Source organism: Rhizobium sp. KNZ14-9A, assembly GCF_056755015.1.
Window position 1 is genome coordinate 45,574 of sequence record NZ_JBPGXB010000003.1, and the last position, 24,406, is coordinate 69,979.

Here is a 24,406-nt window from a genome sequence, read left to right on the forward strand (position 1 = left end):
GTAGCTTGGTAATGCTGGCGTCTCCGGCGGCCTAGATATCGCGCTGCTATTCAAGTACGTTAGCGCGAAATTGGGGGTGTTTTTTGCGGAGGGGGGCCTTAGCAATGTCTTTTCAGAAATCTTTACTGACACTAGCCTTCATTATCACATCAGTTTCGCCAGCTCTTGCGGGTGAGTGCGACGCAATCCTGAAGGACGGCGTCCGCAACACCTATAAAACGCTACAAAGCGGCAGTTTCAGCTCGACCTTCAAGCAGAAATTTTGTGATGCCTACAGCTCATCGAAGAGCGGGAGCAACTCTGGCAGCGCGGGCGGTTCGTATGGGCCATTCTCGGCAAATGGCAGCGTGAGCAATTCAAAAATGGAGAGTATGTCAAAGGACTATTGCGGCGACACTGCTAGCGCACAGTCTGATGAGCGCGACCTAGAAGTCCTCAAGCTAATAGCTGACAAAAACATCGTGGACGCGTGGGCAAGTTGCACTGGCAACCAGACCGGTTTGTTCTTGAATGGGCAACTGAACGGAAAAACGCTCGTTATCCAATACAAGATGCGTTCGGCTGGGGCAGTCAACCAGGCTACGGTTGAGGGTAACCCAACCGTAATCAATGCGAAGTGCGATGAGGCAGTCAAAGACGGCACAGTGATCACGACAGGCGGGAGATTTCAGACCTGCACCCGCGAAAGCGACGATCCCATTACGATTGTGGTGAATACGTCTTTTGAATCAAAGATGTTTTTCATTCCCGCCTTCATCAAGGACGAGGTCAAGAAAGTCGAACCGGCCGCCGCTACTCCTCAGGAATGCACCCTAAACTGCCTCCTGCCGGAGAACCGTGCAAAAGCGCAATGCCATGGACCCGATGGGCTCAGCATCCTCGGGGTCGTGAAGTGCTGAGCGGCAGCTCTACGACTCGACGTGTATAGGACTAGCTTCCTAGAGCGTTTCATCCGCTTGAAGTGAAGCGTTGATCCTTTGTACGCGCTCAATGAAGCTTAGGACGGATAACCACGTGGTGGTGTCCGCAAATGCCTCGTTTGCCTCGATGGCATCCAACTGCTTTTCAGCCAGGTCCATCAGCTCATCAAGAGAGAGAGTCTCGTCCATCAGCTATCCCTAAATTGTAGCGACCTATAACCCTCGACTTCTCAAGCCGCAGGTTGAATGGGTATCTCGATCACTTTGAGCGGGTCGAATTCCCTGTTCTCGTATTCGCCAAGATTCCTGCGGAGATAGCCGCGAGGATTGCAGACCACGCGGGTTCCCGTACCAGGTACTTCGTAATCGAAGCTGGTATGCGTGTGACCGTGAATCCAGAACTCCGGCTGGTAATTCTCGATCAGCTTCGACAGGTCCGAGGCGAATGATGGATTATAGTCGTCGCCCGCGTACTTCTCGGCAACCGAGAGCGGGTGAGGGGCATGGTGCGTCACCACGACAGTCGGACCATCGAAAGCCTCGTTCATCGACTGCATCAGGAACCGAACGCTGGCATCGTGCATATCGGCCGTCATGTACGGCACGAAATCGCGGCGCGATCCTTGAGGGGAAATAGAAGTGATAGCTCGATAGTCGTTCATTCCACGGAGAGCGTGCATCGCTCCTGTGAAAGGGTCTCCGTAGAGGTTGAAATCGGTCCAGAGTGTAGCACCCAGGAAACGAACCCCGCCAATGACGACCTGCTCATTTTCGAGGAAGTGGACCCCAGGATATTTGGATCGATATCTGAGCGCATCGCGCAAGCTGTATTCGAAGCAATGCTCGTAGAACTCATGGTTGCCCGCGACAATGACAACCTCGTATCCCGCCACGACAAAGTTGCGGTGAGCCCAAGCGAGGCTGCTGGTGATCGGCGCGGTGATGTCGCCAGCCAGGATCACAACGTCGACGTCGTTCGGCAGCGTATGGCCGTACCCACCGGCAGCTCCATGGCGGAGGTGGAGGTCGGAGATTACAGCAGCCTTCATCGTCTTACTTTCCGACATGTCAACATTGCTAGGTGTATAGGGCTATAGGTGTATTATGATCTATAAGCCATATTTTCGCTGAACTATGACCTATAGATCATATTTCGGAGGGGTCACCCGAGACGACTGACGCTCTTCACTCTTCGACCTCTTCTCCTGTTTCGATGTGATCCGGAACTGTGGACTGAATAAAGTCCATCGTCATGGGGCCAAAACCCATGTCTGCAACGTCCAGGCCAATGTCACGAGAGCGAGCCCAGCCGGGCAGGCGACCGTGACTGTGTCCATACAGGTGGATCGCACCCTTATATTGTCCCGGCCAGGCGCGGTGAGCGTAGTGAGCCAGGAACAGGCGAGTGCCATTGTCTTTGGTGATCAGAGAATGCACGGGAGCTTCGTCCCAGGGCAGGGCGGCGATGACCGGCTTCAGCATCCCATCACGATCAACATCGTGGTTGCCGATGATCAACAGCTTGCGACCGTTCAGGGCATGGAAGCAGCGCTTGATATGGTTCTCGTCTTTCCCAAAGGCGAAATCTCCCAGGATGTAGAGAATGTCATCCTTCTTCACGCGAGCGTTCACGCTGTCGATGATCGCCCGATCCATCTCGTGCGTTGAGGAAAACGGGCGGGTTTCAGGGCAGAAGCCCAGCATGGCCTGATGCCCGAAGTGGGTGTCAGCCATGAACCATTTACGTGTGAAACCCATCGTCATTTCCTTTCGAACTCAGACTCAACACTGACATCACCATACTTGACAGGGTGCCCATTGTCCACTATTAATTCATCAGATCAGTAGCTCAATGGGTGATTTCTGAAGGGCATTGACTGACCCCGTCAAAAGACGAGGCGGCCCTCAGCTGCCTCGTCCTTCTACTACCAGTATTGCGTCTAAAGGATTGAGAATGTCGAAGTCTTACCCGCGTGAGCAGATCGCTGCTGAACTTAGTGAATTGCGCCAAATTCGTTCCCGGATCGCTGACCTTCAGCAAATCGGGTGGTCGTTGATGTCGCAGACAAATGCGACGGACACTCCAGCAACTGATGATCTGGTCAAGGACCTGGCCACGGCTATCGGCCTCATCGACCGCATGGACAAAGTCGCGTGTGCCCGTGCGCAGCAGCTGTACGGGATGCCAACCCCTAAGACGAACGATAACAGCAAGGTGGAGGCGGCCTAAGCCGTCGCCCGGGAGGTCGATGTCATGACGAAAGAAGCTCAGATCATTTACCTCGGCCCGTATATCGCGGCTCGCAGGACCTCCGAAATCAGCGGTCTGGTTGCTGACCTGGCGCTTGCGGAGCAGCACGCTTTCAGCCTTATGGACAAGCTCTCTGCCCTTGGCTCCAGCTCTATGGTCTTGAGCGATCCCCGGCTGAGGGAAAATGTCGTCAATGCAATGCATGTCGTCGAGGCGGCCTGCGGTGCCTACGAATTGGCCCGTGATGAAATGGCCGTCGCTACAAACCGTATCTACCTCACCCTCTTCAGCGACCAGATGCCGGAGCTACCCGATTTGTCAAAAGTCGAGATCGAGCGCGTCAAAGGTTTCGATCTCGAAGATGTGGTGCGCGAGATCGAGGCGGGCGACTAATGCTCTGGGATACTCGCAAGACCGATGCCCTGATGCTCGGCATGATCGCCCTCTACCTCTGCATTGAAGTGCCGTTTTCCGGCTACCTGATGCACCTGATCGCCGCCGGTGCCACTCAGGACCAGATTTCTGTCGTCGAGAAATTCGGTCGCATCTTGACGGGTGTCGCGATCTTCCTCGCATTCGTCGGCGGCTCATTGATCCCCTTTTGCCGGTTTGAGTTTCCAAAGCTGTCTGAGGCGGTCGGGGTCGCTCTGCTGGGAGCCCTGCTGACCATAGGAGGCACCTACGCTGCGCTCTGGGCCATCGGGCAGTATTCTCCGCTCCTGGTGCCTGAAAAAGCGCTGAAGCGCTCCTATGACAGCGTGATCCTGCAGAATGAAATGCGGGAGAGGGGGTTTGGCGATCTGAAGCCTGATCTTTCCAGCGCGTCCTGGAACGCCTTCATTGCTACGATGCCCGTTGTTGCCGACGGTGGACGTGCGCTTGGCATGATCGATGATACAGATCAGCTGCAAGAACGTGAGGCAAAGCGTCAGCTCGGGAGCATCGAGGAGTTCCAGAGCCGTTTCTTCGATCAGCTCTCCCCTGAGATCGAGCGATCCTATTCCAGCTATCGGCAGGCATCTGATGCCTACCTGAACGCGGTCGGGCGGATTGACCACGATGCTGCCGACGAATGGAATAAGTACGTCGATGAGCTTCGTCGCCGGTATCCTGACGGCGTGCCGACCGTCGGTTACACTGCGGCTGGAATCCGGAACAAGGTGCGCGCTCAAATCCCCGTTTCCGAGAACTGGCATGTCCTCGACCGGGGCAGCTTCGTCGCCGCCTACCGTAAGAAGGCCCGACAGGAGATCGCCAGTCGATCCACCGGCATGGACCTGCCTGCTGGTCTCAGCAAAGCGGAGTTCTGGCAAACGGCAAAGGTTCAGAACGAGATCGGTCGTCAGATCGGCCGCGACTTCGGATTCGAGCCGACCGGGGCAGTTGATCCGGCCATGTCGCCCAAGCAATTCGCCGCTCGTGTCTACGGTCCCGCCTACGCCCGTGTTCTTCAGGGAATTAGAAGCGAAAAAACCAGGGATCAGCTGGAGGAGGCGCACCGTATCGCGACCCTTCCTGCAATGGCTCTGCTGCTGTCATTGGCTGGCGCTGCGCTGCATGTGTTCAAGGGTTCAGGCTATGCGGCGTCCCTGATCGGCCTGAAGCGCTACCGGCATTATGTGGCAGGTGCAGTCCTCCTCACTGGCATCGTCGTGATGTCGGTAAAAGGCGACACAATCACGGAAGCATCCGTTTACCAGGATTCAAAAGCAGGTGGCGTTTACGCCCAAATCGTTGAACGAGCTGTCAAAATTCAACCTGCCTTTGACACTTTTGCGGAAGTGTTCCGCTCGACAGGTATCTGGAACCAGATCGAGGGTGTCATTACCACTCTCTAGTCCCGATTTCGGACGTCCGTTCGCGAGCATGATGATCGCACTATTGAGCCAATGACATATTGACATGGTGCCCATTGTCCACTATTTTGGGTTCATGCAGTATCGGCTGTCTCTCATCTGCACTGCCAATCCCGAGGAAGGAAACTTGTAATGCTTAACCTCCTGAAGCGTAAGCCTGCCACCGACATCACCGTCGCCTACAATGGCGTGAAGTTCCCGCTTGAACTGGACATGCCCATCATCAGCTCGAAGCTGTCGGCAATGCTGGCCGAGCACAACGACCTGCGCCTTTCCTCGCATCGCAACGGCAAGCTGTCTCCTGAGAAGCTGGTTATCGACTGCAAGGCTCGCCTCGCGCAGATCAAGGCATACCGTGACGCCGAGGAAGTTGCACCCTTCAGCGGTAGCCGCTCCGAGATGGACCGTACCGCCAAGGTTCTGAAGATGAAGCTGGACAGCCTGGCAGGCGGTGAGCCGATTGTGTTTGTCGGTGACAGCACCACTTTCAACCTGGCAGACTTCGCCTTCAAGGCCGCGCTGGAAGTCGCGTCCAACGCTGACGCTGCCTATGCCCATCAGGTCAAGGCCCTTCTGCAGATCGGCCTTGAGGCTGCGGAATCGGAACTGTTGGCGGCTCGTGACCACATCCTGAAGCTGGTTCCGGACTTCCTGTTCAATGAGCAGACGGTTGTTATCGAGATCGAGGCGAACAAGCCGACCCCGATTTCGCGTGTGGCCGTTCTTGCCGATCAGCGCGACGGTCGCGATTGATCCTCATAACCTGACGGGAGCGCAACATGGTTGAGACAACCCCGGAATTTCGCGCCCGTCAGGAACAGTCGCTGGCAAAATCGCGTGCTACGGCGAAGAGTTTGGAGGCGTTCATGTTGTTCGAGGAGATGGAGAGCAAGCTGCTCCGCGCCATTGATCGTCGCGATCCCTGGACTGGCGCTGACCTGATCGGCTGGGTGACGGAACAGTACCCGTCATTCTTGGTCGAGGCAGACGAGCCCGAGATCAAGATCGCTGAATTCGCTGAGGAGGTTGCAGACAATCTGCAACACGACCCTGCCTTCCCGCTGATCCTCACCAACCTCCGTCAGATGGCGACCGAATGTCGTTCGATCTGGGAGAGTCGGGCAGGGGAGGCACCATGAGCCATCCGGGCGTGAACAACCTGCTGCGACTGTTTCATAAGTATGCCGACAACTTGATCCTCCTGCAGGAGCAAGCAGCAATCATCGAACGCGATGCAACTGCGTCGGCCGCGATCCGCCAGGCCTGCGGTGAAATCGTCAACAGCATCAATCAGGCCTACGGCAGTGCCACCTTCATCATGAACCAGAAGGATCATGATACGGGCACGTCGGTCACCGATCTCTGAGGAAATGACCGTGAACTACTGGGAAGCGCTTCAAGCGACTGTCACTGCCCCTGAGGTCATTGCCGAATGCCGTCGTCATTCCATCGCGGCCGAGCTGCGGGAGAGTGACCGGGCAATCATCGAGACCGAGACCGGCGATGTCGTCGCGGAAGCCGACGAGCATGGCGAATACGAGGGTTCTGCTGTCCTCGATTTCCTTGGGTACTGACATGAAAACGATCAAAGTCGCTTGGCAGGAGAAGGACGGACATCCGGCCTTGGCCGTCCAGTTCCCTCGCATGTTCCCGTTCCAAATCGAAGAGGTTGAGCAAGTTGCTGACGATCTCGGTTTCATCGTCGAAGGCGCTGGGCACCAACGGGCATTGGGCGCTCTTAGGGGAGTGTGGTCGGTTCCGGGTCCTGGCAAAAAGCTGTCATCCGCCAATGCGATCTCGGTTCTGCGCGATGCTCTCGAAAGCCGAGGGTATGAGCTTCTGGCTGATAAAGCAGCCCCCAATTCTAAGGTGATCGTCGCTACCTGGCTGAAAGAGCCAGTCGGTGCTTTACGCCTGAGCTATCCCCTCGACCTCTCCGAGGCCGAGCGTCTGCTGGTCGAGCGGCTTGGCACCATTTTCGGCTTTGTCGTCAATGGAGAAGTCTGGATCGCGCCCAAGGGCGGCGAGGACATCGTGGCTTGGCGTATCGAAGTTAGGGCGGCCGGTTTCGAGACCGATTTCCGCGATCAGCATAACGAGGATGATCAGCCGTGATCAGATTGCTCCCAGCCATCGTCTTCGCTTTTCTTTCCGCTGCTCCCGCTTTGGCAATAGACGGAAAAAGGCCTGCATTCGTCGGCAGCTATTCCTATCAAGGACCGTGTGCGGCCGAGTATCAGTGCGCGCTTGAAATAGCTCCAGCTCATCGACCACAGCCGACAGACACCGTGCTGGTGATGTTCATCATCGCTGATCGACAGGACTACAGCGACATCCGGAAATCGATCCCACTCTACATGCGCAACGTCCAGGATGGCCGGTTGGTCGCGGGCTTAGCCGGTTATGTCATCGAGATCACCAGGCAGCAGAATGGCGACGTGATAGTTTCCGGCCTCCCGGAGCGGAATGGCGTTTCCCTGGCTGGCACCTATCGTCCGATTGGAGACTGATATGGTGGACGACGATGAGGACAAGCGGAACAAGCTGCTCGCCGCAATACTGGCACAGCCAGAGGCAGAAACCGTGTCTGACCTGATCGGAAACGACGGACCAAACCATATTGCCAACGGCATCCAGGTCATTGGCATCTTCGGCATGGTCCCTGTTCAGGCTCACGGCAAGATCGACGGTCATTTCTTCTACTTCCGGGCGCGTGGCGCGGAATGGAGGATCGAGATCGGTAGTTCCGACGACGGCAAACAGCTCCCGATCTTCTGGCATTCCGAGGAATGGGGCACCTGGCCTGATGCTGGATACATGTCTCAGGACCAGGCCTTCGAGCTGATCAAGCAGGGTGCTGCCATGTTCCGCGCGCAGAAGCCAACCCGACCCGCGCCGGGCGATCCTCGCTATGAGCGCTTTGTCCTGCAGGCATGGAGCGACAATGCTTTCGGCTATGAGGAAGCCGCCGCGCATCTCGGCATCACCGTCGAGGAAATGGAAGCTCGCGCTATCGCCGCGAACATTCCATGGCCGGAACTCTACGAGTTCTCGCGTAAAGGCAATCTTCAGCGTCGGTGGCAGAAGGCACTGACAGGCTATCGCGCTGATGCCCATGCCCGTTTCCCTGCATTCTTCGAAGCTCTCTGGAACTGGTCGAAGAGGATGATTGATGAAGCAGAGGCCCGGAAGGTCGTTCACCTCGATGTCGGTGAAACGATGGCCTCTGTTGCTGCCAGATACGATATTCCGCCGCCCAGCGATTATTACATCACCCGATCAAACGATTACACCAGCGCGAGCTTGAAGGTTCTCGACGGCCTCCCGCCCGCGCAACCCCGCCCACAGGGGTTTGTTTCACCTGATGAGCCTCTCTTTGGCGATGAGGTCTGGAACGCCGCTGACAATCCGCAGGATTTCGAGCGCGACATCATAGCAGCATGGGATCGGGGAGGCATGGGGCCGATCAGGGCAGCCTATTTCCTCAAGCTCGAACCGGAAGAGTTCCTTGCTAAGGCAAAAGGCCTCGGTATCACCGCGCCGAAATACACGGCCGAGAACTGGGTTGGCCTTCACAAGGCTGGCTACGACGCATTGCGCGAACGGATCGATATGCCGAACCGTCGGGCCAGCACATTCGTCACCCTCGTGATGAAACACGACCGCATCCCTGCCGAGAAGCGCGATGCATATGCCGAACTGAACGACGATGAGATCGCGGAATTAGAAAGGATCGTGCTGAAGGCGATCCAGCAGAAGCAGGAGACGACTGATGGCTGAGATCACCCAGGACCAGATGAAGGAAATGATCGAGAACCTGGACAGCTTGATCCATCGCGCCAAGACCCAGGCATTCAACCTTGCCACCCATTTTCATGATACGGCGCAAGAGAAGGAAAACGAGGCTGCAGCATCGCTCTATACGAAGGCAGCCGACCAGATGAGTGTCGCCAGAGATGCTATCGAGGCGGCGAAGGCACTGTTCGCATGGGCTGAAGATCAGATGGACATCGGTCCGGTTCAAGGCGTGACCGCGCTATCATACGCGCCGGAGCTGAAGATGGTCGTTCTCCCGACTACCCGGTTTTGGGATGGCCCCCCGATGTGGGAGGTCCTGAATGCACCGTTCGAACGGATGCAGAAGGATTCCTGGTACTTCTACATCAACGAGGATGCCAAGATGATGGGCACCCTCGAAGTGTGCGCCTACGTCGATGACGATGAAGTTCCCATTCTTCTCGGCATCAATCGGGAAGGAGAGGATGAGCGCTTCACCTTCACCCCTGATCAGTGGGCGGAATACATCATCCCTCGTGCCACCAAGTACCGCGAGGCGATGACGACGATCCAGGAAGCAGGCCCGGCCGACTATTTTAAATCCCTGCGAAAGCGCTCTGCACCTGAATGGGCTGCTGATCGAGGAACACCCTTTCGTGGCATTTAGTGTTTGAATGTATAGCCCTATAGGTGTATACACACTGCCAACTTGTATAGCGTAGGATGAGTTTTATGACGGAAAAGACCGAGCAAGAAATGATGGAGGAGACATGCAGGGAGGTTTTCGACGAATACAATGAAGAGCTGCGACAGCGTTTCTACGCCACGCCGGAACTCGTGACGGAATATCTCGAATTGCTCATCTCTCAGGTTGGTGAAGCTGAGGATCAAACATCCGTCGCCATCAACGAAGCGACTGAGAAATCAGAGAACCCGAAGCGCTTCCGAGAAATTGAACGGCTCGCCGTTTACGAACCTCAAATCTGTTCGGCCATGAACGATATGGAAGAAGCCTTAAAGCTGATCACGTCGACCAGACAACGATTGGCAGCAGTGCTGGACGAATTTACCGAGAAGGGGGAAGTGACTTCCGACTTCAGTTGGATGCGGGCGAAAAACGAGGTGTTCGGCACGAAACGGCTTGACGTTGTGCGTGGCTACCTCGGCGGCGCTGAGTACGATGGTCCTAACCCTATGTTTCTGAGTATCGGAAACGAAGTCACTGACGAAGCGGATCAAAAGGCAATCTCCGCCATCTTCCATGAAAACGGCTTCTTGGTGCAGAATTACGAACCCGGCAAAGAATGGGCTGCAGAGCCCGGCGAGGCCTGCTATCTTTCGCTGGACCGAGAGTTCGACACGCTCTATCGCATCGATCAGCAGTTTCGCGCCTTAGGTTTCGGATATGTCGAGTGGTCTACACTTCGAGATTATGACCGCGACGGAAATAAAGTCGATATTCAGGGCGAAATTGACCGTGGCGCTGCTCACTACAAATCGCGAGCAATGTGATGTCTACCTACCAAACCGACTTCGTCGGCTGGACCCAGGAGCAGTCAGCCTTGCTGCGAGCGCTCCCGCGTGAGGGCAACCCCCTCGATGTGGAGCACCTGGCTGACGAGATCGAGGCGGCCGGTCGTAGGGAAGTCACCGAGCTATCCATCCTGTTGATGCGCCTGATGTCGGTCCTCATCAAGATCACCATCGCGCCTCCAGGTGATGACCGCCGCCCGTGGTACGACGAGGCCTTCACCTTGAAAGGCAGTATTGACGTAGTCCTTGACGAGGGTCTGCTATCTCATGTCGATCTGCAGCCACTGTGGTTGAGAGCCTGGCAGACGGCGGTTGTGATCCTCCAGGAGGGGGGGCGATCCTTCCGCCGAGAGTGGAGTCGTGCCCCTTTTCAGTTGATCAGCTGATCGATCCGGAAATGCACCCGAACGACGCGAGGGCGATTATCCTCCACACAATTCCCAAAGCTTTCCAAACATTTTGAGATGGACTCGGTTTACAGGGGAACATCACGGGCGGCCCCGCCAAAAAAGTCGCCAAGCTCGCTCGAAAACCCGTCCCTCGAAGCGTGAGACCAGACTAAGGATCAGGGCTAAAAATAATATGTTTCCCAAAAGTCTTGGGTGAACGGTTCAATCAGAAGGTCAGCATGGGCATCAGCAGCTTCTCGAAGAGCGTCCGCTTCCCGGACCGCGAATTCGTCAATCTCCCGTAGGGCGTCCTTGAGCTTTCGCATCTTCTGCGATTCCCAATTCGGTTGCGGAAATTCGCCGTTTTCAAGGAAGCCGCGTCGCGAAGCCTCGTCGAATTCGTCTCGGTCGCGACCCATTACCCGATAGGGCTTCTCATAGTGGTCGCTCATGAGGAAAATCTTGACCTCATGGTACACACGTAGAGCATTAAGCGCCGTGCGTACCGCTTCCACCTTTTCATCGAATTGGCCCGTGACGTCTGCACTGGAGGTGCCTCGATAGGACGCCTTCAGCTCGGCAACAGCCTGGCGATCCTTCAATTGCTCCATATCGGCCAGCTGCTTCCTGAGGTTTGCAATCTCCTGCTCGCTTTCGTCAAGCTCACTATGAGCTTCTGCCAGCTTGTCCTCCATCGCTTTAAGGTTCTCGGCCGGAACCATTGTTGGACCCAATACCCTGGCGATCAGCGGGTCAATTTTCGTGAGAAAGGCTCGGCGTTTGACATCCCATTTGGTGGATGACTTCGCATCGAGCGACACCTCCTTCACGAGGTGATCGCGCAGCTCGTTGAATTTGATGTCGTCTGTGATCCTCGACACTTGCGTGCCGAGCAGAACGTCCTTCACGTCATCGTAGCCAAGAGGAGGGACCAAGATCGGGAAAATATAATGTGATTTCACCCAGGCCGCCCCGAGTTCGCTAAGGCAAAACTTGCTCTCGAAATATGCGGGGGTCAGGAGAAGAATGACCACTTTAGGTTCAAGCATTTGCTCCTTCATGAAGGTGACGAAGTTTTTGCCGGTGGGAATGCCATAGCCGTCTAGCGATGAGCAGAATATCTCCGCCTCGGGGACCCCAATGCCATCTTCGATAAGCTCGACGATTTCGGCCGCAATGGCAGCGTCCTTCGTGGCGTGGCTGACAAAGACCGACTTACTCATCATTTCTCCCTGGCGTTGTGTATGCGCTATAACACCAAACCTCGGTCGGGGACCTAGAGCCGAAGCGGATGTGCCTATTTTACGAGCAAGCCGACGGCGAGCAACCCTACCGCGATCCATAGCGGCACGGTGAGCTTCGAAAGCTTCTTTTCAAGAGTAGAAAGATCGACTGAGGGTGCCGGTGACACCGGCCTCTCCTCAAAGATCGACGGCGGATCAGCTTCCGTGTCGTCAGCCTCGATCTTGCCGGTCACACCTTCGCCCTTCAGAAGCCGGAAGGAGAAGGAACCGATCTTCCCGAGCACTGGCGGATCGACCTCGGTCGCCCCTTCAGTCGCAACCTTTTGATCCTTTAGGTTTGCCAGGATTTTAATGTCAGCGGTCCGGATCGATGGCGACCACTCTGAGTAAAATCCGTGGACCCCGCCCAGAGTTACGACGGCTTTCGGATTGCCGGATTCGATAAAGCTCGCGATCCGTTCGAAGCGGCTGGCAGGAAGCACGACCTCCACCTCGACGGTATCGGTCTGTAGGAGGTTTTCGAAATCCCACTCATGCTCATAGCTGGGAGACCCGAATACGTGGAAACTCTCCTTGTCGTCCTTGGATTTCACGATCCGCAGCGTGAAGCTCTCGATTTTCCTGTTCGTGCCGAAGAATGAATAACTGGCTGCAGCCCGACGATCAGAGGTCTGAGCAGTCAGGCGACCGTAGATGTGCTCGTTCACGTCGCTTGTCTTGTCGGTCTCGAATTCCAGCGATCTGACTACAGTCAAAGCCCTGGCGTCAAAATAGAGGCTCCAGCCCCAGGGAACGTAGTTCGGGCTGATCTTCTTCGTCGCGGGGTCTAGCTCCTCAACGAACCAGCTGTATAGCGACTCGTGTGGGCTCTTCGTGCTGACCCTCACCAAGTTTTCGAGTTTGTATTCCAATGCACCGCCCCCACGCCCTTTGGTTCATGAATTGATAGGGTTAGGGAAGGGGCCAGCGCAAGATGGGAGGAGCTTATCCCAGGCCAATGCCGGTGTTATAAGTTGCTCGGTTTCCGCCCGCCTCGATGCAAAGCTTCGACGGCTGATCGCCTGATGCGCTTTAATATAGTCTTTGCCTAGCATCGATGAGGATACTGCTCGTGAGTAAAACACACCGTCTGGACCTTTTGAATAACAGCATCTCCTATTTCAAAGAGGCTGTTTCCTATGCGCAGCAGGACACGGCGGAGACCAATCAGTGGAAATTCGCGATCCTTCACGTCGTCCAGGCGATGGAATTGGCGTTCAAAGAACGGCTGAGGAGAGTTCACCCGGTCTTTATATACGAGTCGGTGGACAGGCCAGATAAGACCGTCTCGTTACGAGCTGCGATCACCAGGCTCCGAAATCCACTGATCGGCAATTTGACGATTTCGGACGCAGATAAAACCAAAATTGAAAAAGCGTTCGATTTGCGTAGCGAGCTTACCCATTTCGAATTCAATCACTCTCACGAACATATTGAACTGAAGTTCGCTGAGATTTTCAGTTTCATGATCTTCTTCTACCGAAGTCAACTCGACCTTCAGACTGCGGACTTCATTGATGAGGACCAGCACAACAACGTTATTCAATTGGTAAAAGCACGCCAGGAGTTGCTTGAGCGAGCCAAGGAACACATCGCCGGGCGCGACGAAATCATCTGGATATGTCCGGAATGCAGCGAGAACACCTTTATCGTATCCGAGCAGCAATGTTGCTTTTGTCACCGCAAGGAGGAAATCGTAGATTGCCCGACATGCGGTACTGAGAACTTCGAGCATGACCTGATCGATATCTCCGATGCCTTCGACTGGGCGGTCGACGAAGGCCGGGTAAGCGTCCAGAATTTTGGGATGGAAGAAGTATGTTGTCCCGATTGTGTCGCAGAGACACGCGGAAAAATCGAAGACATCCGACGTTCTCAATATGACGAGGACATGGCGATGGAGGAGTATTATTTCCGGAAAGGGAAATGATACCATTGGGATGTCAGGCCCAATGCGAGCCCGACCAAAGGCTTCCCGAGCCGCTAAAGCTTTGCCAAGCAATTAGAGGAATCCAATGGCATGACGGAGCCTGAAAATGCTGGCTTCTTGTATCCTATTGGCAGCTAAAAGGCCTTTGCTTCCAACGCCTCATATGCGTGCCCGCCAACTTCTGGGGTCCGATAACCTTCCTTATTGGACACCAGAAAAGGGGAGGGCTGGTGTTGTCGGCAATATTGAAAAATCGCCTATAACCGGCCACTGTTTGCCGCCATGAACGGTCAGTTTCCAGGGGCGTTAGATATGAAGCAGGCGGATTTGCTTGTCGCGCTGCGCCGAGCCAACGAAGAGTGCAACCGGGGCACCAGCCCAGGTGAAACCCTTGTCGTTATCAAGCAAATCCTGGCGGCGCTGGAGGCGAGGGCTCCAGAGCACGAGAAGAAGAAGAGGACCTAAGTCGGTAAATTCCACACAGCTTCACTTGTCCTCGTCCGAGCCCTTGCCCAGGCTCAGGAGTTTCGAACAGGCTTCCCGCCAATGGCCACGATCTTGAACCTGGACATGTCGAGAGCGCCGAAGAACGAGTTTTCCCGACGCAACTCCTCTTTCGAGAGTTCACCAAGGCCAGGCGTCGAGCGTCCTCGTCCCGGCTGGCCTGCTTAGCCGCCGCTCGTGCTTTTGATTCAGGCTTGAAAACTCGTGGCTCATGGCCGGAATCCTACGCGATCTGATCAAAACTGCTAGCTTTCGGCTTTGATAGGGGGAAAATGCGCCATCAGCAATCATGGAGCAGGGCGTTGACGAATACGTTCGAGGAGGGTGAGTTCGAGGGCTTGAAGCCTGGTTATTTCGACAATTTTCTTGATGATCGTGATTACCTTTACACGCTCGTTCACAACATCGACTGGCAGTCGCAGCTGCATGCTGTTCGGCTGATGATCACCCGTAACCGTGAAGCAGGGGAAGCTTTTTCCAAGGCCATCGAAGAGGACTCAGCCGAAGTCCAAGCATATACAGGTCCGCACCACGATCATTGGGTGGATCAGAATGTCGATATGAAATACGAATCCGTATATCGCGACGCGGCCGAGAGCATGGCTGCAATCGGTATGATCGCCCCGTTGGTCGAAAGCACGCTTGGCCAGTCTCTTGCTGCACTGGGCGACATGTATGATCGTAAAAACATAAGCCCTGGCAGTCACAAGCGCTGGAAAAGGGCAGGGGACCACCCGGCGCGTTGGAACTGCCAGTATTATTTCGACAGCAAGAAGGAAGCGAAGAACAACGTCATCTTAGGGCTGCCTCAACTTGCTGCAGCGTGCGGTCTCGACGAATTCCTGTCACGGGACTTTATGACCTGGTTCGAGGCCATGTTCACCTATCGAAACTACATGTTCCACGGTGGTTTCGAATGGACCATCGACCGGCGCGAGGTCTTCGAGAAGGAAGTTGAGAAAAAGGGATGGGACCGGTTTTTCAGCTGCTCGACGACCAACCGGCGTCCCTGGATTTACTACATCGAAAACGCAGCCATCGACGCCTTGCCTACCATGGTCGAAGACATGCTCGACAGCCTCGGGCGTTTTGCAAAATCATTGCCCTCCAAGCTGATATCGGACCCCTGATCAGAAGAAGCCTCACTCTTCCGCAACGACACCGGTCTGACTGACCGTTCCGAAGCGGTGCCATGCCTCGCGGAATTCTGGTCTGTCGTAAGCGGTCGGTTGCAGCCACATCGAAATCTTTCCATTACTGCTCTTGGCCGGATCGCTGCGGTGGCAGAGCGCCTTCACTTCTTCCAATGACATGATGAAGCACACTGGTTCATCGGATTTGGCCTTGATGGTGATGATCCACCAATCAGACCGAAGGTTGTCCAAGTTGCTGCCCAGCCCAACGGGGTCCCGCTTAGTCAGTCCCTTGCTCTGCACGCCGAAGAAGATCGTTTCAGCATCGTTCGCGCAATAAATATCACTGCCCTTGGAGTTCCGCGCGGTGAGCATGACATTCCAGCCTTTGCGAGATAACTGCCACGCCGCATAATGTAGCGCAGCGTTACCGGTTACCTGCGACGATTTTACATCCATGATTTCAAGCCTTTGAAGAGTTCATCCGAGGATCGCGATCTCATCTTCGAATTCGCGGATGCCTTCAACGGCTTCTTTCTCTGTCAACCGACCGGAAGCCATAAGCTTGGCGCTGCAGACCTTAAAGAGCTTCAGGTACGCTTTGCCTTTGTCGCTCAGGACACCCCGATAGAGGTGCAATTGCCCGGTCATAATTTCAGCCGAGGCATATTCCGAAAGGATCATGTAGGCAGCATCGGGGACAGACCAGCCGCCTTTCACGATCAGGTCGTTGGCGTATTTGTTGTCGTTTCGCAGGCCTCGGGAGACCTCTTGTACTACGGTGTCAACGGCTATGTCGTCGTGGGGGCCTTGCCCTCGATACCGAATTCGGAATTTCTCCAGCTCTGTCAGCAACAGCTGGTTTTCAGGCGTGAATTGCTGCTGTTTTTGCTTCCGCTTAAATAGTCCGAACAACATGATGGCTCCCGCATCTTTCAATGCGAGAGCAACTGGTTTGCGCCGGAATGTCAACATTGGTGTCAGTCGTCGAGATCGGGAAAATCAGCGCTACATCCGTCCCTTCAGCTCCGAAGAATTCGAACCAATTCGCTTAGCAAAACATCGAAGCTCTGTCGGAAATCAACTTGAGTGGCGGTGGGAATTGTTTCTCTTCGCCGAATATGTGTGTGGAGCGCACCGTCCGCAATATGACGAAGCGCCGTTTGAATATGCTCGAACGACCCGCGTATTGATCGAGAAGATGCTTGGCTCGTCACCTGTGAAAAGTTCGTCTGGCCGAAAATTGGTGGGACGTGGTCCACCATAGCTCTCGCAAGCATCGCGACAGATATCGTGTCACCGGCTTCCCAGGCTCTATTAATCTCTTCGCACATCCTCAGGAGACGTGTGAGATCGAATTCGCTGTTCGAAATCGCGCGTAGTTCAGCCATCCGGGCTATGTCGACGAAGTCGCCCCGTTGCTGCCGGGGTATGTGCGGCGGCTTGGACGCTGGCAGCCGATCCCAGGCAGCTTTTGTCAGTCGATAACAATCATCGGGAACGAATTGGATCAATCCGGAATTTGCTGCCTCATCTATGAGGTCGCTTGCGCTGTCTTCCGAGGCGGCTCCCATTATGGCGCAGACGTCCGTCGCTGAAAATTCTAGCGCGGCGAGATGGTCTTCACCTACCTGCTCTGCCATCCAGCGCAGAAGGTTCTCTATCTGCTGATTTGGTGACGGGAGCTTTTGCGCAATCATTTCGTCGATCAACGCAGAATCGATCTCCAGCCAATCTTCCTCTGTCGAATGCGTGCGAATGTAGTGACTGATCTTCGCCACAATGAGGTCGTTGACTCTCCCAGTTGGTTGAGTACGGCCCTTCAAGACAACGGCTGCCGTGCCTGTGATTTTGAAAGGTCCGCAGCGGTCGCAGCGATACTGGCGGACGTCCCCATTCTTGCCAAACTCGGCACCACTGCCGCATACAACGCAGGGTTCCATCATTTTCTATCACCCCTTAGTCCCTGGAAGCCATTGATGCAGAAGCTGTCCATTATCGCAACAAAGCCGCAGGCTGTTCCCACAGGCGTTTGCAAGCAAAATCGGAAATTGCCTGTTCGATCTAAGCAGAAATCAGTCGTCGAGATTGATCGCGCGACGTGGACCACGCTGGCTCTCGGCCGCCCGATCCCTCTCGACCTCGGCCAGCCAGTTGATCGCATTGTCGAGCGTCAAAAATGACATCTCCTTCGCCTGATCGAGGTTGTCCTGCCAGCGAGGCCAGGAAGGCGAGTAACCGGTCTCAGGGTGCATCATGTGGACCTTCCAACGACCCTTCGTTTTCGGGAGTAAAGTGATAACGAAATCATCAGCCTTCGTGGTCAGGCTCCGATCCGGCAACTCAGTCCATGTGAGCGTGTCATAAGAACGCTTCAAACGGCGCTTGTAGCGGACCTCTTGATTGACGAGAGCCAGCAGCTCCCCAGGAACCTTGATCTGCCCTAGCAGCGCTCTGTGGATGCCCCTCAGAATCGTGCGATGCGGCCGGTAATCACCCAGCGACGTCATCCGGTCTGCAAGCTCGACCGGCGTCCAGCCCAGATCGTCCATTGCTTTCTTCAGCTCGGTCGACAGCTCCTCGGACGTCCACTCACGCTCACCAAAGATATTCTCGATTCCGTCTTCATCATCTTCCATGTGTCACCTAGAGCGTTGTAATCTGTCGCAAAGATAGAGACATATTTTTGATTTACAAGGGACAGAAACATTTGCGTAAGTGCTCATTGTCCACTATTTTAGAGCGAAATGTAAACGAAGAGGCACATAGTGGACCCAAAAATCTATCGCATCCGATATCTGAATGACGAGCTTCGCACCGAGGGCAGTTGCCGGAACGGGCGCGTCGTCGCAGCCGGTCGCTTAGCCCAGGAATTCGAGAAGATTGGAGCCGTGGGAGCTGCAGTCGCGGCCTTTGATGGTTGGAATGAAGGCGACGATCCTTACGGCGAGCACGACTTCGGAAAGCTCGATGTCAACGGTGAAGCGGTGATCTGGAAGATTGATTATTACAGCCTTGACGAAATGCACGGCTCCGATCATCCGGAGGACCCGGCTGTAACCGTTCGAATCCTGACCCTCATGTTTGCAGAGGACTACTAATGCCCCTGATCTCGCTCTTCGCCGGGCTGGTCGCCGCCTTGACCTACGTCTCGCCAGCTCCGGCGCTTCCAGCTATTGAGATCGCATCCGCGTTCGCAACGCAGTCGTACACTGTGGTCGACGGTGACACGATCCGCCTTGATGATGGCAGCCGGGTTCGCCTGAACGGCTTCAACGCTCCGGAAACCCACAGCCCACAATGCGACCGCGAGGCGATTCTTGGCAATCGAGCAAAAGAGCGCCTTGAAGAATTGTCAGCCACCGGCAGGACGCAGGTGATCCAGGTGCAATGCGCTTGCAAGCCGGGCACGGAGGGGACAGATAAATGCAACTATGGCCGCTCCTGTGGCATCCTCAGGGTGAACGGGAGGGATGTCGGGACAATCCTGATTTCTGAAGGGCTCGCGGTCCCCTTCATCTGCGGCAAGGAACGTTGCCCACGTACGCCAAGGCCGTGGTGCAATTGAGTGGGGTCGATGACGAAGTTAGTAGGAAACTGGAGTGATGACTGGTTGGACATGTCGCCGTTTGCGGTGCATTTCGCCAAAGCTTCGGAAAAGAGCACCGCTTATGACAATTGTCTGAGTATCTTGGCGGCTCGACGTATTGAAGCACGCTCTAAATTCGGCACTGGCAGGAATTACCCGGCCGCTCCGAAATCAGTATGCTTCAGCGAAATACCACTCCATCACTTGAGCCGACTCGCCAAAGAGCGCGGGCCATTTGGGATCGGTTTCCGCAAAGAATTTCTCGTTGCTCGTGATGGCGGGCCGATAATGTACGCATATAAGGATACGTCACATGCCATGGCCATCAGTAGCCTGGTTTCCAAAGCGAAAGACGATCCCAAAAATCCGGTTTGGAAGATCGCTCCATTCGTTGATCAGCCTGGAGATTACGGGTCTACGACTTATTTCTACGAGTGGGAAAGGGAGTGGAGGCACCTTGGCGACTTCGACTTTCACCAATCAGATGCGGCATTCCTAATCATACCCGAAGATTTGCATTCGGCAGCACGCGACTTTTTCAATGAAGCGGAGTGCGAAAACACTGGTCCTAACTACCTATGCCCGTTCATCGACCCCTACTGGACTGTCGAGAAGGTGAAAGCGGCTTTCAATGAAGCTCAGACGTGACGAGATCACCTACATCGGGCCGGTTGAGCAGCCGTTCGAGGCCGCCGTTGACGATTATCCGGAATACATCGCCCTCGGAGGGGCGTGCCCACGATGCGAGCGCGAGGGCTGGATCGACCGTTTTGAGGTCCGCAGGAAGTGGGGCAATGCGATCCTTGGGTCGCTTCAACCGCGCCTTCGCTGCCTTGGTTGCGGGAATAAAGACGGCAACCGGTGGATACACGGCCAACTGCCGCGATAAGCCTCGAAGAATCTGCTAGAAATTGCTCATGTTAAACGTGAGCGCCGTTGACGAGCTTTACGAGCGGGCTCGCCTGATCGTTTTTGCAGCTGACGTCGGCTAAGCCACAGCGCGCAGTTTATGAGTTACATCCAAGACTGCCGGTAACTGCCAGATCGAGTCCCTGGCAATAAATTTGTGACTATTGGTGTGAGCAACAAAGGTTGATCCGGCCTTGACCTCTTTCGCCGGGATAAGGGCAGCTTTAATGATGTTGTAGTCGTCATCGAAAAGGACGATGGCAAGAGTGTCGAAGCCATCCAGGTCTCGGATCGCTGAAAGTTGCCGTGATGGGTTTCGACGATGCACCCGGCGTCCTTTAATTTGATATCGCACCCCGGCTGCATCGACGGCATCCAATCCTTTTACGGAATTCGAAGCCTGATCCCATCCGAAGGCCTTGCAGAACAGATACTCCGCTAGATCGCCGGTAGGGCTGTTGGCGCTCCTAAGAATATTCCGGGTGCGCAACTCTTCCATGATCCCCGCGTGTGCCTTTAGGAGATCGGCGGTGCTCAGTTGTTTGAAATCATTCATTTCGCGAGCTACCTCAGCCAGATCACGTGGAGCAGTGGGGCTTTTCCGAAGTCATCTTCAAATCGGTGACATCTACCACATCGAATGAGGGCATATCTTCCAAGCGCCTCTGAACAGCTTTATAGACGCGGGTTTCGGTGAACCACTCCGATTTACCACGACGTTTTCCAGTTACGCAAACCGTTGCCGTATCGAAGACTTCCGGGACATCATGGAGAAAGTGCTTGTATCCGTCTTGCAATAGCATCGGAACGTTCTCGGCAAAGAGGAGGGTCCCGCCATTGGAGACCATCACCGAGATATCCTCGAACGTCTGACCGGTCTCATTTGTGAGATTGACGTAAAGCCCTTTCGGAAAGTAGTGGATTACACCGGCGTTGGTCGTTCGCGCGAATGATCCCGGGCTCGCATCCACGCTGATCCATTTCAGGGACGTCTCGACCAACTGCCCTGTATCTTGCTTAATTGCTACTGTCTGGCCCTTCAGCTCACCAAGGTCCTTCTCCACACGTCCGAGGGCGAGTTGGATTTTTTCGATTTCGGGAAACGCCTTCGCTAACGCTCCACCTTCTGCCTCGGCTCCAGCGGATAGTGCGGAGAAGACATAGATCAATCCACCCAGCATCAGGCATGACAGACCAAATGGCTTGAGCGTGGAGCTGATCGAGGAGTCAAAGCCAACCGTATCTGCCAGCCTCGCCGTCACCCACCCAGCCGGTACAATGATCGAGATCGCTCCTATGCCAAAAAGGGCGATAAGAATCCCCGCAAAGATCGTCGGATTTTGTAAGATATCCGCGAAGGCTGCCAAGATCGAGCAGATGCCCATGAAAGTAGGAAACGTGAATCTTTGAACCGTCTGCATAGCTTAGCCCCCTGAAGCCACCCGAAATTAGGTTGCAGCTATGAAGTTTTCATAAACTCAGGTTGCTGAAGCGTCGGTTCCAAACAGTCATTTCGCCCGGCCTCATCCCTCGTCGCCTTTTTCGCCAATCCGGTAGACATCTGCGTTGTCCTGACGCTCTCGCAGTCCCTTGTAGGCCGAATGACGTAGCTTTCCGTCCGAAGTCCACGTGCGAAATTCGATCTCGGCAATCAGCGTCGGCTGCAACCAGATGACCGAACGCTTGCCCGAGTAAGAAACCGGCGGAGCTTTCTTCTTCCAGACCAGCTTATCCATGGTCTTTCGAAGATCGCGAGCGGTGGATTCGCGGAAACCAGTTCCAACCGATCCGACGTAACGGAGATCGTCACCATCGTAAGCCGCCAGCAGCAGCGAAGAAAATGCAGCGGCACTGGACGGCTCGTAGCCAACTATGAAAAACGGTTCCGATTGCACGCACTTGAGCTTGATCCAGTCGCCGGTTTTTCCTGATCGGTAGGAGCTGTCGCGGTTCTTCCCGACAATTCCTTCTAGCCCGAGGCGGCAGGCATGTTCCAGAAGGGCAGCAGGATCAGCTTCGACTTCTTCCGAAATCTTGATGGCTCCACCTTCGTGACCGGCAATCACATCTTCCAGAAGGTGCCGCCTGGTCGAGTATTCAGCTCTCCGCAGATCGTGTCCGTCAAGGTAGAGCAGATCGAAGGCATACATGATTGCGGGGCTGATTTCCTTACCTTGCCGTCGCCCAGCTGAGCCCAGGCTTGATTGCAGCAAATTGAAATCAGACCGACCCGCTTCATCGAGCATGACGGCTTCCCCATCAATGATCATGCTGGCAGGCCCAAGAGCGTTCACGGCCTCGACGATAGCTGGAAATCTATGTGCCCAGTCGTATCCGCCACGCGTCATCACCTTCACGCGCCCTTGGTGCGAATGAACAGTGATCCGGTAGCCATCCCATTTGATCTCCCAACCCCAATCTTTGCCGTCAGCTGGAGGCTTCTGGCGCAGATCGCAAAGCGCCGGTTCTATCCGCTCGGGGAAGGGGTCAAATGGGAGAGCCGGTTGCTCCGGATTTCTTCTGCGGATTGGACGCGACTGTAACGGCGCGTTCTCATCGCGGAGCAGTGGCTTTGACCGTGGAGGGCGGGGCGGTTTCGTCATGGCAGCCATCGCAACACGAAATCTTTAAAAAGCTGCCTATCGCCTCTATCTCCCGCTCATGAAGGAAGACCCGACCGACGATCCGGGCCCGCCGCCTCGCTACCAATGGCGCGAGACATGGAAGGGCGAGGGACACCGCGACTATCAGGCGTGGGATGGTCCGCGCAGCTTCGGCAGGATCATGCTCGAAACGAACGGCACCATGCAAAAGCAATGGCGCTGGTCTATCAGCCATATCGACGGCGTTAAGCGACACCTCGGGGAGCAGCATAATGGCTGGCAACCGTCACCACGGCTGGCGGCGCAAAAGGTCGAGGATCATTATGAGCGGCTGATGGAGTTCAACGGCATCCCTTTGAACACCCGTCGCCCCTAGCTCATCATCCGACGCTCGAAATTGTCGAGCAGCTGGACCGCCCGCAACACGACTCTCCGGACTTGTCCGAGTAGTCGGCCGCCAGGGTTTCATGTTCTTGATCGATCTTGGACGCAAGCGCGTCCATGTGCAGCGCCCCCCGATCCTTCACTGCCTTGGAAACGAGCGCTCGATAGTGGAGCGTCTTTGCGATTTCCGTCAGCACCAGGTCGCGTTGCTGGACCGTGAGCTTGGAGAACGGAACGTCGGACGGCGGGATAATGTCGCCTCTGCGGGCAATCTCTTGAGACATACGCGAAACCTCTAATCAAGTGATTCGCGACTCAAGGGTGATTCGGTGGGAAAGTTCCGAATCGGGTTCTGCGGAACTTCCAGAATCCTTGCCGGTTATCTTTTTCTCGACAAACACAGGAGGTTCAGCATGTCGAATACCAAGCAGGATCGCGCCCGCGTGGCTGGCGGCCAGGATCACGAAGTGCGCTACGAGGCCAACAAAGAAGGCGTCTCGAAGGCTGCCGTGAAGGATACCGTCAAGGAAGTTGGCAACAGCCGGAAGAAGGTTGAGGCCGAGCTAGACCGCAAAGGTTGACCCGGGTTCGTCGCGGTAGAGCAACGCTGTGGGCTGGCGGATACACAGATCGGCAACCTCGAAGAAGGTTTCCGCTAGCAAGTGCGGCCGAGGAGCTTCCGTAGCTGCCTCGCTGACATACCTCAACGCAAACTTGGATTCTCGCGTGTGCAGGACGCTTAGCGCTTTGAGATATTCTACGAGGAGGGCTTGCGGGTCTTCCTCGAAAGCGTCGGCATATCCTACCGCAGGCTTATCAGTTCTGGCGTGCTCGTAAACCGCCATCACCTCGATCAGCGCCTGGTCGCGAAGGCGCTGGTTCTTTGGGTGTTCCCACAAGCGCCAGATGTCGTGCCCGACCGCCTTGACCTCGTTCGCAGTCAGGCCCGATCCGATCAGGTTTGCCTTTAGCAAAACCTCGATACCTTGAGCCGTGACATGGAGCGTCGGGACGAACAGCGCCCGACCAGCTGCATAGTCGGCAGACAGGCGAAGAGTTCGCGCCGCCATCATGTAGCGTTTCGCCATCGCGAACCATTTCACGGTTTCGCTGTTCTCATCGAAATCAGGAATTTCAGGGTTATTGGCTGTCACTGGTTACTCGCCTTCCGTCCCATTGCCCTCAAATCCTCCGTAACAACTAGTCCTATTTGACCGCTTTGTGGACAGTGCGCAAGCTGTGCTATGTTCTCGACTTGTTCTCTTTCTGTTGGACGCTATACTGACAGCATGAGCACTATCGAGACCCTTGGCGACGCCCACAACGCGGGCTGGAGTTTTACCGT

Annotated in this window: 36 protein-coding genes; 22 read left to right on the top strand and 14 right to left on the bottom strand. The window is 55.2% G+C overall.

The features are described 5' to 3' along the window. Positions 1-104: 104 nt before the first annotated feature. A complete protein-coding gene (locus ACR9ZQ_RS30285) occupies positions 105-899 on the top strand; it encodes a hypothetical protein (protein ID WP_481429429.1) in 795 nt (264 codons plus the stop codon). A 39-nt stretch (positions 900-938) separates the two neighbouring features. Here ACR9ZQ_RS30285 and ACR9ZQ_RS30290 read toward each other — a convergent pair whose 3' ends face one another. The 3 genes from ACR9ZQ_RS30290 to ACR9ZQ_RS30300 all read right to left on the bottom strand — a co-directional run bounded on the left by ACR9ZQ_RS30290 (position 939) and on the right by ACR9ZQ_RS30300 (position 2,678). Beyond that, positions 939-1,109 (bottom strand): hypothetical protein, encoded by a 171-nt coding sequence (locus ACR9ZQ_RS30290; protein ID WP_481429430.1) that lies wholly within the window; start codon positions 1,107-1,109, stop codon positions 939-941. Between the two features lie 41 nt (positions 1,110-1,150). Continuing rightward, a complete protein-coding gene (locus tag ACR9ZQ_RS30295; protein ID WP_481429431.1) occupies positions 1,151-1,969 on the bottom strand; it encodes a metallophosphoesterase in 819 nt (272 codons plus the stop codon). A 136-nt stretch (positions 1,970-2,105) separates the two neighbouring features. Further along, a complete protein-coding gene (locus tag ACR9ZQ_RS30300; RefSeq protein ID WP_481429432.1) occupies positions 2,106-2,678 on the bottom strand; it encodes a hypothetical protein in 573 nt (190 codons plus the stop codon). A 196-nt stretch (positions 2,679-2,874) separates the two neighbouring features. Here ACR9ZQ_RS30300 and ACR9ZQ_RS30305 point away from each other — a divergent pair, with 196 nt between their 5' ends. The 13 genes from ACR9ZQ_RS30305 (at position 2,875) to ACR9ZQ_RS30365 (ending at position 10,723) form a co-directional block, all read left to right on the top strand. Beyond that, positions 2,875-3,150 carry a hypothetical protein gene (locus ACR9ZQ_RS30305; RefSeq protein WP_481429433.1) on the top strand — a complete coding sequence of 92 codons (276 nt, stop codon included), beginning with the start codon at positions 2,875-2,877 and terminating at the stop codon, positions 3,148-3,150. A gap of 24 nt (positions 3,151-3,174) precedes the next feature. Further along, positions 3,175-3,564 carry a hypothetical protein gene (locus tag ACR9ZQ_RS30310; RefSeq protein WP_481429434.1) on the top strand — a complete coding sequence of 130 codons (390 nt, stop codon included), beginning with the start codon at positions 3,175-3,177 and terminating at the stop codon, positions 3,562-3,564. Between the two features lie 32 nt (positions 3,565-3,596). Continuing rightward, positions 3,597-5,009 carry a hypothetical protein gene (locus ACR9ZQ_RS30315; RefSeq protein ID WP_481429435.1) on the top strand — a complete coding sequence of 471 codons (1,413 nt, stop codon included), beginning with the start codon at positions 3,597-3,599 and terminating at the stop codon, positions 5,007-5,009. Positions 5,010-5,159: 150 nt separating this feature from the next. Further along, positions 5,160-5,780, top strand: a complete 621-nt coding sequence (locus ACR9ZQ_RS30320) for a hypothetical protein (protein WP_481429436.1) — start codon at positions 5,160-5,162, stop codon at positions 5,778-5,780. A gap of 26 nt (positions 5,781-5,806) precedes the next feature. Then, a complete protein-coding gene (locus tag ACR9ZQ_RS30325; protein WP_481429437.1) occupies positions 5,807-6,166 on the top strand; it encodes a hypothetical protein in 360 nt (119 codons plus the stop codon). Continuing rightward, complete coding sequence (locus ACR9ZQ_RS30330; RefSeq protein WP_481429438.1) at positions 6,163-6,393, top strand: hypothetical protein; 231 nt, start codon at positions 6,163-6,165, stop codon at positions 6,391-6,393. The genes ACR9ZQ_RS30325 and ACR9ZQ_RS30330 overlap by 4 nt, the downstream gene beginning before the upstream one ends. Positions 6,394-6,403: 10 nt before the next feature. Beyond that, positions 6,404-6,601, top strand: coding sequence for a hypothetical protein (locus tag ACR9ZQ_RS30335; protein ID WP_481429439.1), 198 nt, complete (start codon positions 6,404-6,406; stop codon positions 6,599-6,601). Position 6,602: 1 nt separating this feature from the next. Next, positions 6,603-7,142, top strand: coding sequence for a hypothetical protein (locus ACR9ZQ_RS30340; protein ID WP_481429440.1), 540 nt, complete (start codon positions 6,603-6,605; stop codon positions 7,140-7,142). Then, positions 7,139-7,537, top strand: a complete 399-nt coding sequence (locus ACR9ZQ_RS30345) for a hypothetical protein (RefSeq protein WP_481429441.1) — start codon at positions 7,139-7,141, stop codon at positions 7,535-7,537. The genes ACR9ZQ_RS30340 and ACR9ZQ_RS30345 overlap by 4 nt, the downstream gene beginning before the upstream one ends. A 1-nt stretch (position 7,538) precedes the next feature. Continuing rightward, positions 7,539-8,807 carry a hypothetical protein gene (locus ACR9ZQ_RS30350; RefSeq protein WP_481429442.1) on the top strand — a complete coding sequence of 423 codons (1,269 nt, stop codon included), beginning with the start codon at positions 7,539-7,541 and terminating at the stop codon, positions 8,805-8,807. Then, positions 8,800-9,471: a hypothetical protein gene (locus tag ACR9ZQ_RS30355; RefSeq protein ID WP_481429443.1), complete on the top strand. Its 672-nt coding sequence runs from the start codon at positions 8,800-8,802 to the stop codon at positions 9,469-9,471. Before ACR9ZQ_RS30350 ends, ACR9ZQ_RS30355 begins: the two co-directional genes overlap by 8 nt. Positions 9,472-9,536: 65 nt before the next feature. Continuing rightward, positions 9,537-10,316, top strand: coding sequence for a hypothetical protein (locus ACR9ZQ_RS30360; protein WP_481429444.1), 780 nt, complete (start codon positions 9,537-9,539; stop codon positions 10,314-10,316). Beyond that, positions 10,316-10,723, top strand: a complete 408-nt coding sequence (locus ACR9ZQ_RS30365) for a DUF29 family protein (RefSeq protein ID WP_481429445.1) — start codon at positions 10,316-10,318, stop codon at positions 10,721-10,723. The genes ACR9ZQ_RS30360 and ACR9ZQ_RS30365 overlap by 1 nt, the downstream gene beginning before the upstream one ends. A 185-nt stretch (positions 10,724-10,908) precedes the next feature. Here ACR9ZQ_RS30365 and ACR9ZQ_RS30370 read toward each other — a convergent pair whose 3' ends face one another. Further along, complete coding sequence (locus ACR9ZQ_RS30370; RefSeq protein ID WP_481429446.1) at positions 10,909-11,949, bottom strand: TIR domain-containing protein; 1,041 nt, start codon at positions 11,947-11,949, stop codon at positions 10,909-10,911. A 74-nt stretch (positions 11,950-12,023) separates the two neighbouring features. After that, on the bottom strand, positions 12,024-12,881 hold the full coding sequence (locus tag ACR9ZQ_RS30375) for a hypothetical protein (RefSeq protein WP_481429447.1): 858 nt from the start codon (positions 12,879-12,881) through the stop codon (positions 12,024-12,026). Positions 12,882-13,081: 200 nt separating this feature from the next. Between ACR9ZQ_RS30375 and ACR9ZQ_RS30380 the strand changes: the two genes are divergently transcribed. From ACR9ZQ_RS30380 to ACR9ZQ_RS30390, 3 genes are all read left to right on the top strand, one after another. Next, on the top strand, positions 13,082-13,939 hold the full coding sequence (locus tag ACR9ZQ_RS30380) for a hypothetical protein (RefSeq protein ID WP_481429448.1): 858 nt from the start codon (positions 13,082-13,084) through the stop codon (positions 13,937-13,939). Positions 13,940-14,251: 312 nt separating this feature from the next. Continuing rightward, entirely contained in the window at positions 14,252-14,404 is a 153-nt protein-coding gene (locus ACR9ZQ_RS30385; protein WP_481429449.1) for a hypothetical protein, read from the top strand. Between the two features lie 341 nt (positions 14,405-14,745). After that, a complete protein-coding gene (locus ACR9ZQ_RS30390; protein ID WP_481429450.1) occupies positions 14,746-15,573 on the top strand; it encodes a hypothetical protein in 828 nt (275 codons plus the stop codon). Between the two features lie 12 nt (positions 15,574-15,585). Here ACR9ZQ_RS30390 and ACR9ZQ_RS30395 read toward each other — a convergent pair whose 3' ends face one another. The 4 genes from ACR9ZQ_RS30395 to ACR9ZQ_RS30410 all read right to left on the bottom strand — a co-directional run bounded on the left by ACR9ZQ_RS30395 (position 15,586) and on the right by ACR9ZQ_RS30410 (position 18,215). Then, the gene (locus ACR9ZQ_RS30395; RefSeq protein ID WP_481429451.1) at positions 15,586-16,035 is read right to left on the bottom strand and encodes a hypothetical protein; all 450 of its coding nucleotides are present in this window, start codon (positions 16,033-16,035) and stop codon (positions 15,586-15,588) included. Positions 16,036-16,056: 21 nt separating this feature from the next. Next, entirely contained in the window at positions 16,057-16,551 is a 495-nt protein-coding gene (locus ACR9ZQ_RS30400) for a hypothetical protein (protein WP_481429452.1), read from the bottom strand. Positions 16,552-16,598: 47 nt separating this feature from the next. Further along, positions 16,599-17,522, bottom strand: a complete 924-nt coding sequence (locus ACR9ZQ_RS30405; protein ID WP_481429453.1) for a hypothetical protein — start codon at positions 17,520-17,522, stop codon at positions 16,599-16,601. 129 nt (positions 17,523-17,651) lie between these two features. Beyond that, positions 17,652-18,215 carry a hypothetical protein gene (locus ACR9ZQ_RS30410; RefSeq protein ID WP_481429454.1) on the bottom strand — a complete coding sequence of 188 codons (564 nt, stop codon included), beginning with the start codon at positions 18,213-18,215 and terminating at the stop codon, positions 17,652-17,654. Positions 18,216-18,344: 129 nt separating this feature from the next. Between ACR9ZQ_RS30410 and ACR9ZQ_RS30415 the strand changes: the two genes are divergently transcribed. From ACR9ZQ_RS30415 to ACR9ZQ_RS30425, 3 genes are read left to right on the top strand one after another with little or no spacing between them, the layout of a single operon-like run. Next, positions 18,345-18,677, top strand: a complete 333-nt coding sequence (locus ACR9ZQ_RS30415) for a DUF3768 domain-containing protein (protein ID WP_481429455.1) — start codon at positions 18,345-18,347, stop codon at positions 18,675-18,677. Further along, positions 18,677-19,144, top strand: a complete 468-nt coding sequence (locus ACR9ZQ_RS30420) for a thermonuclease family protein (protein WP_481429456.1) — start codon at positions 18,677-18,679, stop codon at positions 19,142-19,144. The genes ACR9ZQ_RS30415 and ACR9ZQ_RS30420 overlap by 1 nt, the downstream gene beginning before the upstream one ends. A 9-nt stretch (positions 19,145-19,153) precedes the next feature. Continuing rightward, positions 19,154-19,813 (top strand): abortive infection system antitoxin AbiGi family protein, encoded by a 660-nt coding sequence (locus ACR9ZQ_RS30425; protein ID WP_481429457.1) that lies wholly within the window; start codon positions 19,154-19,156, stop codon positions 19,811-19,813. 340 nt (positions 19,814-20,153) lie between these two features. Here the strand turns inward: ACR9ZQ_RS30425 and ACR9ZQ_RS30430 are convergent, their stop codons facing one another. The 3 genes from ACR9ZQ_RS30430 to ligD form a co-directional block, all read right to left on the bottom strand. Further along, a complete protein-coding gene (locus ACR9ZQ_RS30430) occupies positions 20,154-20,630 on the bottom strand; it encodes a hypothetical protein (RefSeq protein ID WP_481429458.1) in 477 nt (158 codons plus the stop codon). A 22-nt stretch (positions 20,631-20,652) separates the two neighbouring features. Beyond that, a complete protein-coding gene (locus tag ACR9ZQ_RS30435; protein WP_481429459.1) occupies positions 20,653-21,495 on the bottom strand; it encodes a hypothetical protein in 843 nt (280 codons plus the stop codon). A 102-nt stretch (positions 21,496-21,597) separates the two neighbouring features. Further along, positions 21,598-22,677, bottom strand: a complete 1,080-nt coding sequence (ligD, locus tag ACR9ZQ_RS30440) for a non-homologous end-joining DNA ligase (RefSeq protein WP_481429460.1) — start codon at positions 22,675-22,677, stop codon at positions 21,598-21,600. 58 nt (positions 22,678-22,735) lie between these two features. On the opposite strand from ligD, the gene ACR9ZQ_RS30445 reads away from it, so the two are divergent. After that, positions 22,736-23,053, top strand: coding sequence for a hypothetical protein (locus ACR9ZQ_RS30445; RefSeq protein ID WP_481429461.1), 318 nt, complete (start codon positions 22,736-22,738; stop codon positions 23,051-23,053). A 4-nt stretch (positions 23,054-23,057) separates the two neighbouring features. Here the strand turns inward: ACR9ZQ_RS30445 and ACR9ZQ_RS30450 are convergent, their stop codons facing one another. Beyond that, the gene (locus ACR9ZQ_RS30450; RefSeq protein WP_481429462.1) at positions 23,058-23,345 is read right to left on the bottom strand and encodes a hypothetical protein; all 288 of its coding nucleotides are present in this window, start codon (positions 23,343-23,345) and stop codon (positions 23,058-23,060) included. A gap of 129 nt (positions 23,346-23,474) precedes the next feature. Between ACR9ZQ_RS30450 and ACR9ZQ_RS30455 the strand changes: the two genes are divergently transcribed. Further along, complete coding sequence (locus tag ACR9ZQ_RS30455) at positions 23,475-23,642, top strand: DUF3606 domain-containing protein (protein WP_481429463.1); 168 nt, start codon at positions 23,475-23,477, stop codon at positions 23,640-23,642. Here the strand turns inward: ACR9ZQ_RS30455 and ACR9ZQ_RS30460 are convergent. Continuing rightward, complete coding sequence (locus ACR9ZQ_RS30460) at positions 23,625-24,215, bottom strand: hypothetical protein (RefSeq protein ID WP_481429464.1); 591 nt, start codon at positions 24,213-24,215, stop codon at positions 23,625-23,627. The two genes, ACR9ZQ_RS30455 and ACR9ZQ_RS30460, sit on opposite strands and share 18 nt — an antisense overlap. Positions 24,216-24,406: the final 191 nt, after the last annotated feature.